The 15,082-nt window shown below is 56.5% G+C and carries 10 protein-coding genes; 3 read left to right on the top strand and 7 right to left on the bottom strand.

What is annotated here, in order from left to right; all coding sequences use genetic code 11:
* Position 1: 1 nt before the first annotated feature.
* The 4 genes from bcsB to bcsR are packed head-to-tail and all read right to left on the bottom strand — an operon-like array spanning position 2 to position 5,977.
* Positions 2 to 2,386, bottom strand: coding sequence for a cellulose biosynthesis cyclic di-GMP-binding regulatory protein BcsB (bcsB, locus tag C813_RS23970; protein ID WP_017458261.1), 2,385 nt, complete (start codon positions 2,384 to 2,386; stop codon positions 2 to 4).
* A 25-nt stretch (positions 2,387 to 2,411) separates the two neighbouring features.
* Complete coding sequence (bcsA, locus tag C813_RS23965; protein WP_017458260.1) at positions 2,412 to 5,015, bottom strand: UDP-forming cellulose synthase catalytic subunit; 2,604 nt, start codon at positions 5,013 to 5,015, stop codon at positions 2,412 to 2,414.
* The gene (bcsQ, locus tag C813_RS23960) at positions 5,012 to 5,776 is read right to left on the bottom strand and encodes a cellulose biosynthesis protein BcsQ (protein WP_017458259.1); all 765 of its coding nucleotides are present in this window, start codon (positions 5,774 to 5,776) and stop codon (positions 5,012 to 5,014) included. The genes bcsA and bcsQ overlap by 4 nt, the downstream gene beginning before the upstream one ends.
* A gap of 12 nt (positions 5,777 to 5,788) precedes the next feature.
* A complete protein-coding gene (gene bcsR / locus C813_RS23955) occupies positions 5,789 to 5,977 on the bottom strand; it encodes a cellulose biosynthesis protein BcsR (RefSeq protein ID WP_017458258.1) in 189 nt (62 codons plus the stop codon).
* Positions 5,978 to 6,150: 173 nt separating this feature from the next.
* On the opposite strand from bcsR, the gene bcsE reads away from it, so the two are divergent.
* Genes bcsE through bcsG form a run of 3 tightly spaced genes read left to right on the top strand, consistent with a single transcriptional unit; the run spans position 6,151 to position 9,576 of the window.
* Positions 6,151 to 7,710, top strand: coding sequence for a cellulose biosynthesis c-di-GMP-binding protein BcsE (bcsE, locus tag C813_RS23950; protein ID WP_017458257.1), 1,560 nt, complete (start codon positions 6,151 to 6,153; stop codon positions 7,708 to 7,710).
* On the top strand, positions 7,707 to 7,904 hold the full coding sequence (gene bcsF / locus C813_RS23945; protein ID WP_017458256.1) for a cellulose biosynthesis protein BcsF: 198 nt from the start codon (positions 7,707 to 7,709) through the stop codon (positions 7,902 to 7,904). Before bcsE ends, bcsF begins: the two co-directional genes overlap by 4 nt.
* Entirely contained in the window at positions 7,897 to 9,576 is a 1,680-nt protein-coding gene (gene bcsG / locus C813_RS23940) for a cellulose biosynthesis protein BcsG (protein WP_017458255.1), read from the top strand. The genes bcsF and bcsG overlap by 8 nt, the downstream gene beginning before the upstream one ends.
* Positions 9,577 to 9,615: 39 nt before the next feature.
* Here bcsG and C813_RS23935 read toward each other — a convergent pair whose 3' ends face one another.
* The 3 genes from C813_RS23935 to C813_RS23925 are packed head-to-tail and all read right to left on the bottom strand — an operon-like array spanning position 9,616 to position 15,082.
* A complete protein-coding gene (locus C813_RS23935) occupies positions 9,616 to 10,611 on the bottom strand; it encodes a glycosyl hydrolase family 8 (RefSeq protein ID WP_017458254.1) in 996 nt (331 codons plus the stop codon).
* A gap of 8 nt (positions 10,612 to 10,619) precedes the next feature.
* Complete coding sequence (bcsD, locus tag C813_RS23930) at positions 10,620 to 11,099, bottom strand: cellulose biosynthesis protein BcsD (protein ID WP_017458253.1); 480 nt, start codon at positions 11,097 to 11,099, stop codon at positions 10,620 to 10,622.
* Positions 11,099 to 15,082 carry a cellulose biosynthesis protein BcsC gene (locus tag C813_RS23925; protein WP_017458252.1) on the bottom strand — a complete coding sequence of 1,328 codons (3,984 nt, stop codon included), beginning with the start codon at positions 15,080 to 15,082 and terminating at the stop codon, positions 11,099 to 11,101. Before C813_RS23925 ends, bcsD begins: the two co-directional genes overlap by 1 nt.

The following is a 15,082-nucleotide window of genomic DNA, read 5'->3' as shown; positions in this document are numbered from 1 at the left end:
GTTACTCGTGATCCGGGTCGAGACGGCGACGGCTAATGATCCGCAGCAAACGCCACAGCACCCACGCCAGCAACACCACGCTGATTGCCGCCAACACCGCCAGCAGCACCGGATGGTTAGCCAGCGCGTACCAGATGCGTTCAAACCACGGCAAGTGACCGACGTAATAAATATCGCCCACACGCAGGCCATTGACGCCAGATTCACGAATCACGGTCACCGAGCCATAAATCGCCGCGCGCTTGCCGCTGTCATTCATCGCGCCGTTAAGCAATTCATATCCGCGCGGGCTGTCTGCCAGCAGCGCGACCACGCTGCGCTGATCGTGATAAGGCGACTGGAAGCCGACAATCGCCGCCATTGGGCCATCGGACGTGATCCCGGTTTGCGCATCGGCCTGACGGTCGGCGGCATCCGGCACAATCGACGGGAACGGCGTCTGGCGCAGCGGCGTTTTCACCCAGCTTTGCGCCGCATTCACCAGCAGATCGATCTTCTTATCGTCTTTTAACGCCGGTGGAATGGTGCCGATGATCATGATGTCGGCGTCTTTATCATTGATTTGATTACCGTCGTTAGTCAGCTGCACATTGATTGCCGGGAAGCCAGTCTGTGCGCCCACTGCACCCAGCGAATCGAGCAGTGTACCCATCTGTGCAGGTGTGGGCTGCGGCGGCATGACGACGATAGTTTGCGATAAATCGGCCATCCGGCTAAACGGGAAGCCCGCATTGGCGAAGGCGCGTAAGTCCGGCATCGCAATAAAGTGGTAATACTTCGAGAAATCGATGGTGGAGTCGTCGCCAATCACCACACGGTTTGGCACCTGCTGGAAGGTCACACAGTTCTCAATAGTGCCGCCCGGCATCGGGTTCATATACTGGAAATCAAAGCGTAACTGGTTCACCGCGCCCAGCTTCAGCGCCGGAATAGAGACATCCGTTTTGCTGTCCAGCAACCCCTGCAACACCGGGAGATGCAGCAACAGACGGTTTGTGTCCTGGTTACTGGTCAGGTTGAAATATTGCAGGAACTGGTTGTTCAGGCTGATATCCATGCGCGAGCTGTCTTTGGTCGGCGGCGCGGTGTAACGATAATTCAGGTTCATATCGATACCGGTACTGCGCAGCAGATAGAGATCCGGTGGCAGGTTCAGCGACACGTTAATCGCCGAGGGTTCCAGCCCGGTTGACTGCAACTGCTCCTCATAGGTTTTCAGTTCGCCAAAGGTGACTGGGCGGTCGGTACGTATCCAGTTCGGTGCATCGTAAGGCTGGCGCGCCAGCAGCGGTTTCACCTCATCCACCGTAACGCTATCGCCACGGAACAGCACGTTACCCTGAGCGATACCTTTCGCCGCCTGCATCAGGTCTTTGTCATCCCGTCCAGACACCACCAGCAGCTTAACGTACGGGTTATTCGGGTGGTTGATCATGCTGATGGTTGGCCCTTTCACCGCCGGCGCATCACGCAGGAAATCAGGGCGTTTGTCATTGGTGGCGAAGACAATCGCGTTGCGGTCCGGCAGCGTGTTGTAAGTGACCGGGAAGCTCTGCCCACGCCAGCCAGTGCGGGAGCCAAACCAGGAGGCAATAACCGCAGCGGCTTGTTGCTGTTCAATATCCGGAGCGCCAGCGAAAACCATCGGCAGCGTCAGCGCTCTGTTGTCACGCGGGTCGAAGAACGGGATCGGGAAATGAGAGAGATCGTTTTGCACCGCCAGCTTCTGGTAAGTCAAATCCAGCGAGCTGCTGCGACCAATATCCAGCCATAACGTGCTGCTGGCGGGGTTTTCGCACACATCACGATAATGGCCGACGAATTCCAGCCGCACCCGGTTGAAGTCGGTGATAAACAGCGGGTTGATCGGCACCTGCGCCAGCGTTTTCTTGCCGAGTTGCTCTTTGGTGACCGGCAAGACGCCCATCAGTTCATCATTCAGATAGACCTTCAACTGAGATTGCACCGGCAGCAGAGAGGGCGATGGCGTGTATTCAAGATTGAGCACCGCTTTCGACACCAGCTCATCGCTGCGCATACCAAACTCAACGCCGCCGTCCGGGTTGATACCGCGCAGTACCATGCTGCCCGGCGGCGGCGCGATTTGGGCGAAAGTCAGTTTCACATCGCGTGACGGCGCGTTGGCGGCGACCACCGGCGCATTCGCACCCGGTACGCCAGGCATCACCTGTCCGACAACGTTCTGTCCGTCTGTCGGCGTGGTTGGCGTCAATGATTCCGTTTGTCCCGGCGCAGGCGTTGCCACCGGCTCAGTGGCGGGCGCAACAGCCGGAACCGTCGGGGCTGGCGCTGCATACGTCATCACCGGAGATAAAACACTCGTCCCCATAGCCACTGCACAGATCCAGGAAAGTTTTCTTTTCATCGCGTTTTCATCATTGTTGAGCCAATCACGTCATCGGTTGCTGCACTGCCACATTCCGTTCCGGACGGCGCGGAATAAAGGACACCACCCAGGACACCAGCATGGTGAATGAGCGGAAAATCACTTTGACAGACGGTGGAGCAAATTCCGCGAGATGGCGATAGCCGCGGAAACCCAGTTTCAAAATATCCATCAGACTTTCCAGAGGCTTGTCTTCCGGGAAGCTGTCCTGCCACAGCGCCCATGTGTCGGCGCGGGCAAAAGTACACTGCACAAAATCGATATGCTGTCTGGTCGTCAACGGCATTAATTGCAAGCCAACTTCGTTGCCATGAACACGCGCCACGGTGGTGGGGAACGCATACTCCTGCTGGCCACGTTTGAGCAGCAAATTCACTTTTTGCCCTTCAAGCACCTGCGCCTGACCGTTGATCTTGATACCCAGCCCGCCGTCGGAGAAATCCTGCACGGTACAGGAGAACAGATGACCATCTTCACGGGCGATAACCGCCGGCATCGACATCTCAACGCGGTGCGAGCGACGAACCTGTTTACTCTCTACAGAAACCGCCACCGCGCCGCCAAGGATAACCATGTTGTAGAACACCCACGCGATACTGACGAAAACGGTGAGTATTTCGTTTTCCGGGCCGTAGAAATAACGCCAAATCCCCACCAGTACGCCCACCAGGTTGAGCAGCACAAGATAGATGTAAGGACGTGAAATCACCCAGTCCACATACTCTTCTTCCACCAGGCCGCCTTTGGCGGTGACGTTAAACTTCCCTTTGTGCGGGTTGAACAGCGCCACCAGCGTCGGTGGCGCGATATACCACGCCAACACGGTTTCGTAGATCTCGCTCCAGAAAGAGTGACGATATTTGCCCTGAATCTTCGAATTAGTCAGGCTGGCGTGAATCATGTGCGGCAACACGAACAGCGCAATCATCAGCGCTGGCGCGTAAATGATGTAGGCATGCAGCAGCAAAAAGGCCAGCGGTGCGGTCAGGAAGATGAGCCGCGGTATGCCCGATAAGAAATGGAACATTGCGTTGACGTAACACAGACGCTGCGCCAGTTTGAGACCTTTGCCCATCAGCGGATTGTCGAGGCGGAAAATCTGCACCATGCCGCGCGCCCAGCGAATACGCTGGCCAATATGCGCAGACAGGCTTTCTGTCGCCAGCCCCGCCGCCTGCGGGATGCGCATATACGCCGACGTATGCCCAAGGCGGTGTAAACGCAGCGAGGTGTGAGCATCTTCGGTGACGGTTTCAACGGCGATACCGCCAATCTGATCCAGCGGCCCACGGCGGATCACCGCACAAGAACCGCAGAAAAAGGTGGCGTCCCACATATCGTTGCCATCCTGCACCAGCCCGTAGAACAGCGTGCCTTCATTCGGGGTTTTACGAAAACGCCCCAGGTTGCGTTCAAACGGATCCGGCGAGAAAAAGTGGTGGGGCGTCTGCATCATCGCCAGCTTTTTCTCTTTTAAGAACCAGCCCATGGTCATTTGCAGGAACGAGCGTGTCGGCACGTGGTCGCAGTCAAAAATCGACACGAACTCGCCTTTCGCGTGTTTCAGTGCGTTGTTGATGTTGCCCGCTTTTGCGTGCTCATGCGTGGTTCGCGCGATGTACTCGACGCCGACGCTTTTGGCGAACTGGCGGAACTCTTCGCGCCCGCCATCATCAAGGATCCAAATCTTCAGCTTATCTTTCGGCCAGTCGATGCCCAACGAGGCATAGATGGTGTTTTTCACCACATTCAAATCTTCGTTATAGGTCGGTACAAAAATATCGACAGAAGGCCATAGCGACATATCTTTCGGCAGCGGCACCGGCTGGCGATTAAGTGGCCATACCACCTGGAAATAGCCAAGCACCAGCACAATCCACGCGTAGGTTTCCGCAAACAGCAGCACCAGGCCACACACCAGGCTCACCGGATCGTCCCAGTTCAGGGTCGACGTGTAGCGCCACCAGATATAGCGACAGGAAACGGTTAGCGAGAGCACGATGAGCATCAAGGCGGAGAAACGTCCCGGAATTCGGCGTACCAGCAGCGCCACGCCCCACAACAACATCAGGAAGACAAACTGTGAAAGCGGGTTAAACGGCTGCGTAATGCACAGAATGGCGAGGATCAGCGAGAAAACCACAATGATGCCGAGAATAAAGCGGCGCGTACGAGGGCTGATATGCGCCAACTCTTTTTTATCATCCAGATGACCGGTACGGTGCGTTACGCGCTCCGGCAGCGTATCCAGCCAGTGATACCAGCGCCCACGCAGCACGCGCGCCCGGGCAAAACGTTGGCGACGGGGCGACTTTCTATCACCCCAGGGGAGCATGACCAGCAACCATAATGTTTGCAGCAGGTAACGCGCCGGATCGAGCGGTCGCGGTTTATCAGGATCAATATGCGGGAACCACAAATGCTGCTGCGCACGGAGCTGCTGCCAGCGCGGGTGCTCCAGCGGAATAAATATCCATGCGAGGATCGCCCAGAAACAGCCAGAGGCTGCGCTAAACCCGGAAGCGCCGTGTTCACGGTAACGCTGGAAGCGCTCACTTAACCGCGCGCTCACCGGCGGGATCAGCAACCAGGCGGAAAGGCGGCTCATTGCGGGCTCCCTTCCTGCTCGCCGGTTACTTCTTGCATGTGTGCACAGTGCAACAGGCACCAGTTCGCCAGCGTTAATATCTCTTCCGCCGCCAGCGAATCCGCCCGGTATTCGCCCAATGGCTGTTTCGACGCCTGAGATTCCGCCATCGCTTCATCACGGTGGATAAGGGTCGGGAGGATCTGCCGCTGACTTTGCAGCCACACCTGCCAGAGATCGTCCTGCAACTGGCTGCCGATGCGCAGATCGTTAAGCAGAATATGCGCGCCCGCAGGCAACAGTTGTTGATGCAAACGGATATGGCAGTTGGTGTCGGGTTTTACCACCGTAAACAGATGGTCGCACTGCGCCACAAACTGGCGCGTCAGCGGTGAAACACCGTGCGGGAGATCGATTAACACCCACTGATAACGTTGCTGCGTTTTCAGCGCCTGCAAAATAGTGGTGAGTTGGCCAAGCGGTTCATGCAATAAATGGAGGTTTTCCCACTCATTCGCCGTCAAACAGCCAAAAGGCAAGAGATCGAGCTGCGAGGTATAGCGCATTCCGGCATCGCGCCAGTCTTGTCCATCCAATACCGCGCGCGCCCAGCCGTGTTGATGTTCAAAGTCGACATTAAATGACAGGCGCAAAAGATTATCAGGGCAGGCATCAATCACCAGCACCGATTCGCCTAAAATTTGTAATGACCAGGCCAGAGCCGCAGTGATCGATGTTGTACCCACACCACCGCGAATCCCCTGTAATCCCAAGATGGCCATCCTGGTTATCCCTTATTGTTGACGGGCTAATTCTGCCAGCAGCGGCCAGCGCTTAAATGCCGCCGCCAACTGTTCTCGCTGGGAAATATCGGCGTAATCAATTTCAGGCAATGAAAATGCTTTACTTAACGCCAGAAAATCATTTTGGAATGTATAGCCCAGAGTAGGGTCTGACTGCGTTTTGGGTTCATTGTTATGCATTCTGGCCCGATCCCTTTGAATAGAAATACATGTACAGATATAGCAAGGCATCGTACCCCGAGAAAATTCGTTTACATGCTAAATCTGATGTTCTTTAATTTCAATGTTAGGTTTATTTCTCGGCTTTCGCTAGTAAACTGAGATACAGACAATTTTGCATCAAGAGGGACATCGTGGAGCCCATATTTTCTATCGGCATTGAGTCGTTATGGGACGAATTGCGTCATATGCCTGCGGGCGGCGTTTGGTGGGTAAATACCGATCGTGAAAAAGATGCAATAAGCCTGATAAATCAAACGCTCGCGGCCCAGGATAAAGACGCGCTGGTAGCGGCAATCGGTATGGGTCATGACCTGCGGAAAATCATTAAGTTAGATAAAGAGCAGGGTCCTGATAAAATCAGAATTTTCACCATGCCAAATCAGAACAATGGTCTATACTTTTTTGCCCGCGACTTGCTTTGTTCATTTGAACCTGAAAATTATTTACTGATTCTGCTGTGCGCAAATAATGCCTGGCAGAATATATCGGCGCCTGATTTACAACAATGGTTAGAAAGAACTCATGCCTGGGCGAAATATCATAAATGTTCCTTACTGGTTATTAACCCTGGCAACAATAACGACAAACAATCATCCATTTTAATGAGTGAATATCGTTCGTTGTTTGGACTAGCAAGTTTACGCTACCGAAACGATATGCATCTTTATGATGTTGCCTGGTGGTGTAATGAGAAAGGGATTAGTGCGCGCCAGCAATTAGTGCTTAATCATCATCAAGATCGCTGGCAACTTGCGCAACAAGAAGAAACGTCAGTGCAACCCCGCAGCGATGAGAAACGCATATTAAGTAATGTCGCCGTGCTGGAAGGCGCACCGCCGCTGTCGGAACACTGGACATTATTTGATACCAACGAAGCGTTATTTGAAGAAGCGCGCTCCAGCCAGGCAGCGACGTTGATTTTCACCCTTGCGCGGAACAATCAAATCGATAACCTCGCACGCCAGGTGCACACGCTGCGCCGCCAGCGTGGCAGCGGGCTAAAAATCATTGTCCGTGAAAGCCAGGCCAGCCTGCGTGCTACCGACGAACGCCTGTTGCTCGGTTGTGGCGCCAATATGGTGATCCCGTGGAATGCGCCCCTTTCCCGCTGTCTGACGCTGATTGAAAGTGTGCAGGGCCAGCAGTTTAACCGCCTGGTGCCGGAAGATATCACCACATTACTGTCCATGACTCAGCCGCTAAAACTGCGTGGTTTTCAGCCGTGGAACGTGTTCTGCGACGCCGTCGGGAATATGGTCAATAACCCGCTGTTACCCGCCGATGGCAAAGGAGTGCTGGTCGCGTTGCGCCCGGTGCCAGGCATCCGCGTTGAACAAGCGCTAACGCTGTGCCGCCCAAACCGCGTGGGCGATATTGTCAGCCTCGGCGATAATCGTCTGGTGCTGTTTTTGTCGTTCTGCCGGGTTAACGATCTCGACACGGCGCTAAACCACATTTTCCCGCTGCCCACGGCAGATATTTTCTCTAATCGCGTGGTGTGGTTTGAAGATAACCAGATTGCCGCAGAGTTAGTGCAAATGCGCACGCTGTCACCGGAGAAATGGGCGAAACCGCTGTCCGTCACCGTAGCCGGGAAGAAAATCATTAACGCTGAGCACGACGGTACAAGCTGGCGTCGGATCCCGGAACCGTTGCGGTTATTCAGTGAAGCCACGGAGCGCACATCATGATGTCAGTCAGCGATATTATTCAGCTTGTGGTGCTTTGCGCCCTGATCTTTTTCCCATTGGGCTACCTTACACGCCACTGGATACGCCCTATCCGCAGCGCGTTGCGCATACTGTTTACCAAACCACGCTATGTAAAACCGGCGGGCGTGCTGCGCCGGGAATCGTTCGTCAAGGCAGACCGAAAACATGACTAATCATACTATGACCACTTCAACACCTTCGCCATTATGGCAATACTGGCGCGGTCTTTCCGGCTGGAATTTCTATTTTCTGGTGAAATTCGGTCTGTTGTGGGCGGGCTACCTTAACTTTCACCCGCTGCTGAATCTGGTGTTTATGGCTTTTCTGCTGATGCCGCTGCCGCGCGTCCGCCTGCATCGCTTACGCCACTGGGTTGCCATTCCCATCGGTTTCGGTCTGTTCTGGCACGACACCTGGCTGCCGGGTCTTGAAAGCATGATGAGCCAGGGCTCGCAGGTCGCGGGCTTCAGCGCCGATTACCTGTGGGATCTGGTAACACGTTTTATCAACTGGCAGATGATTGGCGCGATTTTCGTGATGCTAATTGCCTGGTTGTTCTTGTCGCAGTGGATCCGCGTCACCGTGTTTGTCGTTGCGATTATGATCTGGTTAAACGTACTGACGTTGACCGGGCCGGCGTTTAGTCTGTGGCCCGCAGGTCAACCGACCACGACCATCACCACCACTGGCGGTTCGGCGGCGGCAACGGTCGCAGCGGCGGGCGATACGCCGGTGGTTGGCGATATTCCCGCACAAACCGCGCCGCCAACTTCAGAGAATCTGAACGCGTGGCTGGCAAGTTTCTACGCGGCAGAAGAGAAGCGCCAAAGCACCTTCCCGGCGCAACTTCCGGCAGACGCCCAACCGTTCGATCTGCTGTTCATCAATATTTGTTCCCTCTCATGGGCCGATATTGAAGCTGCCGGTCTGGCGTCGCACCCGCTGTGGTCGCACTTTGATATTGAGTTCAAAAACTTCAATTCGGCGACCGCCTACAGCGGCCCGGCGGCGATTCGCCTGCTGCGCGCCAGCTGCGGTCAGCCGTCGCATAAAAACCTCTACCAGCAGGCCAACACGCAGTGCTACCTGTTTGATAACCTGTCGAAACTCGGCTTCAGCCAGCAGTTGATGATGGACCACAACGGTGAGTTCGGCGGTTTCCTCAAAGAAGTGCGCGACAACGGCGGTATGCAAGCGCCGTTGATGAACCAGGCGGGTCTGCCGCCGGTGCTGCTCTCGTTTGATGGCTCGCCGATTTATGACGACACCGCGGTACTGAACCGCTGGATGGAGTCAGATGCCTTTAAAGAGGGCAAGCGCACCGCGACTTTCTACAACCTGCTGCCGCTGCACGATGGCAACCACTATCCGGGCAATCGCAAAACCGCCGATTACAAACTGCGCGCGCAGAAGTTATTTGATGAGCTGGATGCGTTCTTCACGCAACTGGATAAATCCGGGCGTAAGGTGATGGTGGTGCTGGTGCCGGAGCACGGTGCAGCGCTACAGGGCGATAAAATGCAGGTTTCCGGCCTGCGCGATATCCCAAGCCCGTCGATTACCAACGTGCCAACGGCGATTAAATTCTTTGGTATGAAATCCCCGCATCAGGGTGCGCCGATAACCATTACGCAGCCGAGCAGCTTCCTCGCTATCTCCGAGATTGTTACCCGCGTGCTGGATGGCAAAATCTTTACCGAGGACAACGTCAACTGGCAGCAACTGACCAGCAATCTGCCGCAAACCGCGCCGGTGTCCGAAAACGCCAACGCCATTGTGTTGCAGTACCAGAATAAGCCGTATGTTCGCCTGAACGGCGGTGACTGGGTGCCCTACCCGCAGTGATCCTGCAAACCTCTCCCCTGGCGGGGAGAGGTTATCGCTTTAGCGCTGCTGCGCCAGCCAGACCAGCATTTTCAGGCTGGCGGAGTAGTAATCATCCTGCGCGGTGATCTGCGGTTGTACAGGCGTTCCACCCAACGTTAAATCCCGCACCGCCAGTAAACCGTCATTCATGTTGTACGGCGCATTGTCGTTGGTCGCCACATCCACCCATGCGGGTGTCTGGCTGCGGCTAAAACCCTGCCACCAGTTACGCCACGGGGTTAACAGCGCGCTGTGCGGATCCTGCCAGCTCACATACAGTGGAATACGAATGGCGTCGTAGCTCATGCGCGGCGGCCACTCCTTCGCCGGGTTCAGTTTGCCGTCCGCCGAGAGTGACACCCAGTCCGTCGGCAGGCGCGCTTTACCAAATGCCATATTGCCAAGCAGCGTTTGCCCGTCTTTGATCAAATCGCGCCACACCACCTGATGGCTGCGCTCAGCGAAAGCCTGCCACGCCGGGAAAATAAAGTAGGACGGATTCAGGTTTACATAGGTGTTGAGGTTAAAACCATTGGCACCCGGTAACATCACGCGGTAACCCGCAAAGCTGATAACCGCATGCTTGAGCACCGCCTGGGTAATCGCATCGGACGCGGCAAGGTACGCGGCGTTATTCCAGCGCTCACCAGCTTTTAACAGCGCCCAGGCTATCAGCACATCGCCATCGGTAGCATCGTTTTTATCAGCGATGGGATCGGCTTCCACCGGGTTATAACGCCAGTAAAACAGGCCATTGGCTTTGTTCTTCAGCGTTTTATTAGTCCAGCCCCACATGCTGTCAAAGGCCGCTTTGTCGTCGCTGGCGACCGCCATCAGCATAGCGAAACCCTGACCTTCGGTGTGGGAGACGTTTTTGTTGCCGGTATCGACAATGCGACCATCCGGCATCAAAAACCGCGCTTTATAACTCTCCCAGGCGCCAGCGGCCTGGGAAACGGATGCAAATAGCAGACTCACCATCACCACCATCGCGGTGAAAACGCGCTTCAACATGGGCAAACTCACTGTGGGTTAGCGTAACGGAAGAGAACATCCGCCACAGAATAGAGCCTTTCGCGGGTAAACACGAGGCTCGCCTCGCCGCCCTGGTTTTGCAGCCAGCGCGAATAAAGCCCTTCAAGAATGGCGCAAAACGCATAGCACCAAGGGGTCTGGTAGGCCTCTTCACGCGCCACCGGCAGTGCCTGGTGGCGAAACGCCATGCCGTGTTCCGTGGTTTCGATATCAATAAACCCCCAGTTGAACACCGCCAGTTGCGCGTTAATATTCGCTTCCAGCTCGCCGACCGTCGCCGACGCCGGAAGCGGCACACGGTCCGCTAATGCTTCGCCCATCTGGCGCAGAAACGGCAGGCTTTCCGCTTCGCCGACATTTCTCACCATGCCGTCAATCATCACGCTCAGCAAATCAAACCAGCCCGGCGGCGTTTGCTGCTGCTGGAAATAGCCAAGCAGCAGCGTGTTGGCAGTGTTGGTTGTCATTATTTGTCTCCCAGCATGTACCGGAGCCAAACCCCGGCGGTGCTTTCGTTGTAACTGCCGAAGGTGTCATAACCGACTTTTCCACCTACCGACATGTTTTTATTCACGTTGTAATCGAGCCCGGCATGGAAGTTATAGCCAATGCCATTCTGTGAACCGCCCTGGTACTGCGCCTCTTTTACAAAGCCCATATCGGCGAGCTGTTGCAGCATCTTCTGTGCTTCCGGTTCTGTGGGGAAATAATTGCTCTTGTCCTGCGTATAGGACTGGTAGCCCACCGCGCCGCCAATACTGAGGTTCCAGTTATCGATTTTCTGCGACAAATCAACCGGCAGCGACACGCTCACGTAGTTTTGCGGGCTAAAGTAACCGCCCTGGCCGTAAGTGAAGTAACTGAGGTTTTTCGAGTAGTTCATCCAGCCAACGCTCAGCCCTGTCTGTAACTGGCGGAAATCGTCGTGCCACGGGCGCAGATAAACGCCAGCATTGGCGTTCACGCTGGTGTTGCTCGCCACATCTTTACCGATATAGCTATACCCGCCGCCGCCAATGTAGAACCCGGCATCGCCGTCATCGTAGCTTAATTGCGCGCTGCCGCCGTTTTTGGTGACCTGCCCCCAGCGCTCGCCGGAGTAAGCGTCCCGCAGCCCAACATATGACAGCAAACTGTCGGTCACCGCGCGACGCTCGCCGGTCAGGATAAGCGTCAGGTAATTGGTCAGTTTCGGCGACCATTTCACGCCGCCGACCAGCGAGGTTAAATCCTGCCCCAGCGGCGTGCTGCCAATATCCAGCTTATAACTGTCGCCGCTCAGCGCCATATTCAGCTCAACGCCGCTGGCGTTTTGCGAATCGGTAGAAGACTTAATCGGATCGCTATAGTTGGTCTTATAGTTTGATTCACTCAAACTCTTCAGACGGCTCGATGACAGCAGCGAAGTGAGATTGTCGTAACCCGTTTCGGTAAATGGCGACAATTTGCTGGCATCAGCATAACCGGCGAGATCGGTAAATTTATCGCTGCCGTCGGTGGCGATAGAACTGTTGGCGTTTTTAATGGAGGTGGCGATATTGGCTACGCCATTCGCTAGCGGGTTCGCACCATAACGCCGCCAGGCATCACCGTTAGCACTGCCGGAACTGAGCGAAACCGGCGTGGCGGTAAATTCAAAACGCGCATCGCCAAACGGTGAACTGGACCAGGTGAGCGGCGCTTTGGCTTCCGTCAGCTTGCTGGTGCCGGTTTCCCCGTCGCGGCCACGAATTTCCACGCCGCCCTGCAACCACATGCCGGTTTTCTCGTTCATCTGCTGCATCATGTCGTCGACCTGGCGCAGCGTTCGCGTTTGCGCCGTTTCGACCGGCAGATCGGTACGCGTGGTCCCCGGCAAATTACTGCCCGGTTCGTGCGCCACCTGAGCGACTTGCCACGGCAGCGTTTTCCCGTACAGCGACTGCGGCGCCGCGCTTTTACTGGTGGTGGTAAACGGGTTATCCGCCAGCAGCACACCGCCGATTGTCGGCGTTGCCGCGCTGTTATTCGACTCCAGCCCCACCAGCTTGCCGCGCGCGCTGCGCAGATAGGTCATCGCCTGCTGATGATTGCCTTTCGCCTCTTCCAGTCGCGCCAGCAACAACAAGCGATCCGGTGAATTATTGCTGCGCAGGCCACTGGCTAAGGTTTGCGCTTTGTCGACGTTATTTTCCGCCAGCGCGACATCAATCGCACCGACGCGCGCTGCCTGATCCTCGCTGTCGCGCGTCATCAGGTAGTCATACAGTACGCCCGCTTCTTTGTTCATCTTGCCGGACTGATACAAACGCCCCATCGCGAACATCAAATCCGTGTTCTGCGGGTCGTTTTGCAACGCGCGGATCAGCTTGTCATAGGCGGCGGCATAATTGCCCTGCTCACGCAGTTGATCCGCTTCGTTGATCACATAACCATTACGCACCCCGGCAAGCTGGGCTGGCGTGCTGCGCGCCTGCACATCCGGGCGGGAAACAAAGGCTTGCGCCTCCTGGTTAAGCCCTGCCTGGTTAAGCACCGCAACCTGATCGGCATAATCGCCGATGTTGCCCTGCACGCCCTGTTTCATGTTTTCACGCACCAGCGCAACAGCGGTAGTGGTATCGCCGGTCTGTGCCAGCATGCGCGCCAGTTTCCCGGCATCGACCGGGCTTTTCGGCGGTGTGGCCGCCAGCGCTTTCAGGGTATTGGCTGCCGCCGTCATATTGCCCTGCGCGAGGTAGCGCTCGGCAGTCGCCATTTGCAGGTTGTAATTAACCCGCTGCGCGAGGTCGCGCATCTGGCCGTTCTGGCTGGCGGGCGAAATACGTGACAGCAGCGAACTGGCCTGCTGCCAGCCGCCATTTTCACTGGCGAACAGTGCGGCAGCGTACAGCGAACTGGCACCGGCTCGCGGGTTTTGCGCGGGCAGCATCACGCTCGCGGCTTCATTTTCCTGACCCGCTTGTTGCAGCAAACGCGCCAAATCAAGGCGCAACCACGGATCATCAGGCAGGCGCGCCACGCCCTGGCGCAGCACGGCAATGGCCTGCGACGTATTTCCGCTGGCTGCCAGTTGTTGCGCCTGCCGACGCAGCGGGTCGCCAGGCGTCCCCGTCACCACGCGCGGTTGCAGTTTTTCCTGCAAACTCGCCGGTAACGTGCGCAGCATGCTTTGCGCTTCTGCTGCTTTGTTTTGATCGCGCAGCACGTAGTAGAGATTTTCCCGCGCCGGGGCATTCTGTGGCTGCTCGTTGAGGATCTCGCGCAGCGCTTGTTCCGCCTGCGGGTAATCTTTGTTCTGGCGTAGCACATCGGCGCGGAACAGTTTGGCGGCCGTGCCTCGCTCACCGCTCTGCTGCGCCAGCGGCGCGGAAAGTGCCAGCGCCTGGCTGACATTGCCCATTTTTAACGCTTGCTGTGCTTGCGCCAGCTGGCCATAAAACGCGGCGTCTTCCGCCTGCGCTTTACGTTCTGCAGAAGCCTCGCCCCCCTGGCTCGCCGCCCGGTTCAGATATTGTGCCGCCGCCTGGTAATCACCGTTACGCTGGGCGATATACCCCATGCCTGCCAGTGCATCGGCGTCTTCCGGGTTGGTTTGCAGTACCTGCTCAAACTGGCGTTTTGCGGCATTGCTGTCGCCGCTATTCAGCGCGGTAAAGCCTGCGCCTTTCGCGCTGCCACCGACATTTTTACGGTAGTACGCCTGCATCTCGCTATCCTGCGGATGGCGCTGCAACCAGGTATCGTAAAAGCGCTCATCGCCAGCCTGCGGCGCAAGCCACAGCAGCGCCTGACGCAGCCCTTCATCCGCCTCTTTATTGCCGCTGGCCATCGGCTCCAGCAGCAAAATCCCGTCGCGGCGCGTTGCTTCGCGCCAGGTCAACATCTTGCCCAGCGCCACGCGGGCGGCATTGTCCTGCGGATGCTGGACGACGAAGCGCTGAATTTCCGCCAGCGCCTGCGGGTAGAGCGCTTTATCGCCCGCCATCGTCAAATAGTATTCCGGCGCGAGACTCGGCGGCGGCGTGTCGCCATTGAACAGGTTGCGCCAGGTTTCCAGCGCCGCCGGAACATTGCCGCTGCGCGCTTGCTGGCGAGCAAGCGTTAACTGCCCTTGCGGCACCTGTGCCAACTGTTTTGCGTTATCCAGCGCCTGCAAACCGCTATCGTCCGGCGCGGTTTTCGCCAGCCTGGCGCGCCACTGCGCGGCGGCTTGCAAATCGCCATTTTGCTGTGCCCACAGCGCCATTAAGTACATCGCCTGGGTGTTATTGGCATCGACCATTAACACCTTTTTGAGCGACTCCATCGCCAGGTCGTCGTGGGACTTTTCGTGCCAGTAGTTCGCCTGATCAAACAACGCCTTCAGCGCCGCATCATTCGGCGCGGCCTGCGCGATGCCGGAGGTCGCCAGCGTTAGCACGCCGGAGAGGCAAATTGTTGTCAGCCGACGGGCGGTTTTTTTAGGCAT

It is taken from the genome of Kosakonia sacchari SP1 (genome assembly GCF_000300455.3).
Taxonomy (GTDB): Bacteria; Pseudomonadota; Gammaproteobacteria; order Enterobacterales; family Enterobacteriaceae; genus Kosakonia; species Kosakonia sacchari.
This window is presented reverse-complemented; position numbering and strand designations above follow the sequence as displayed.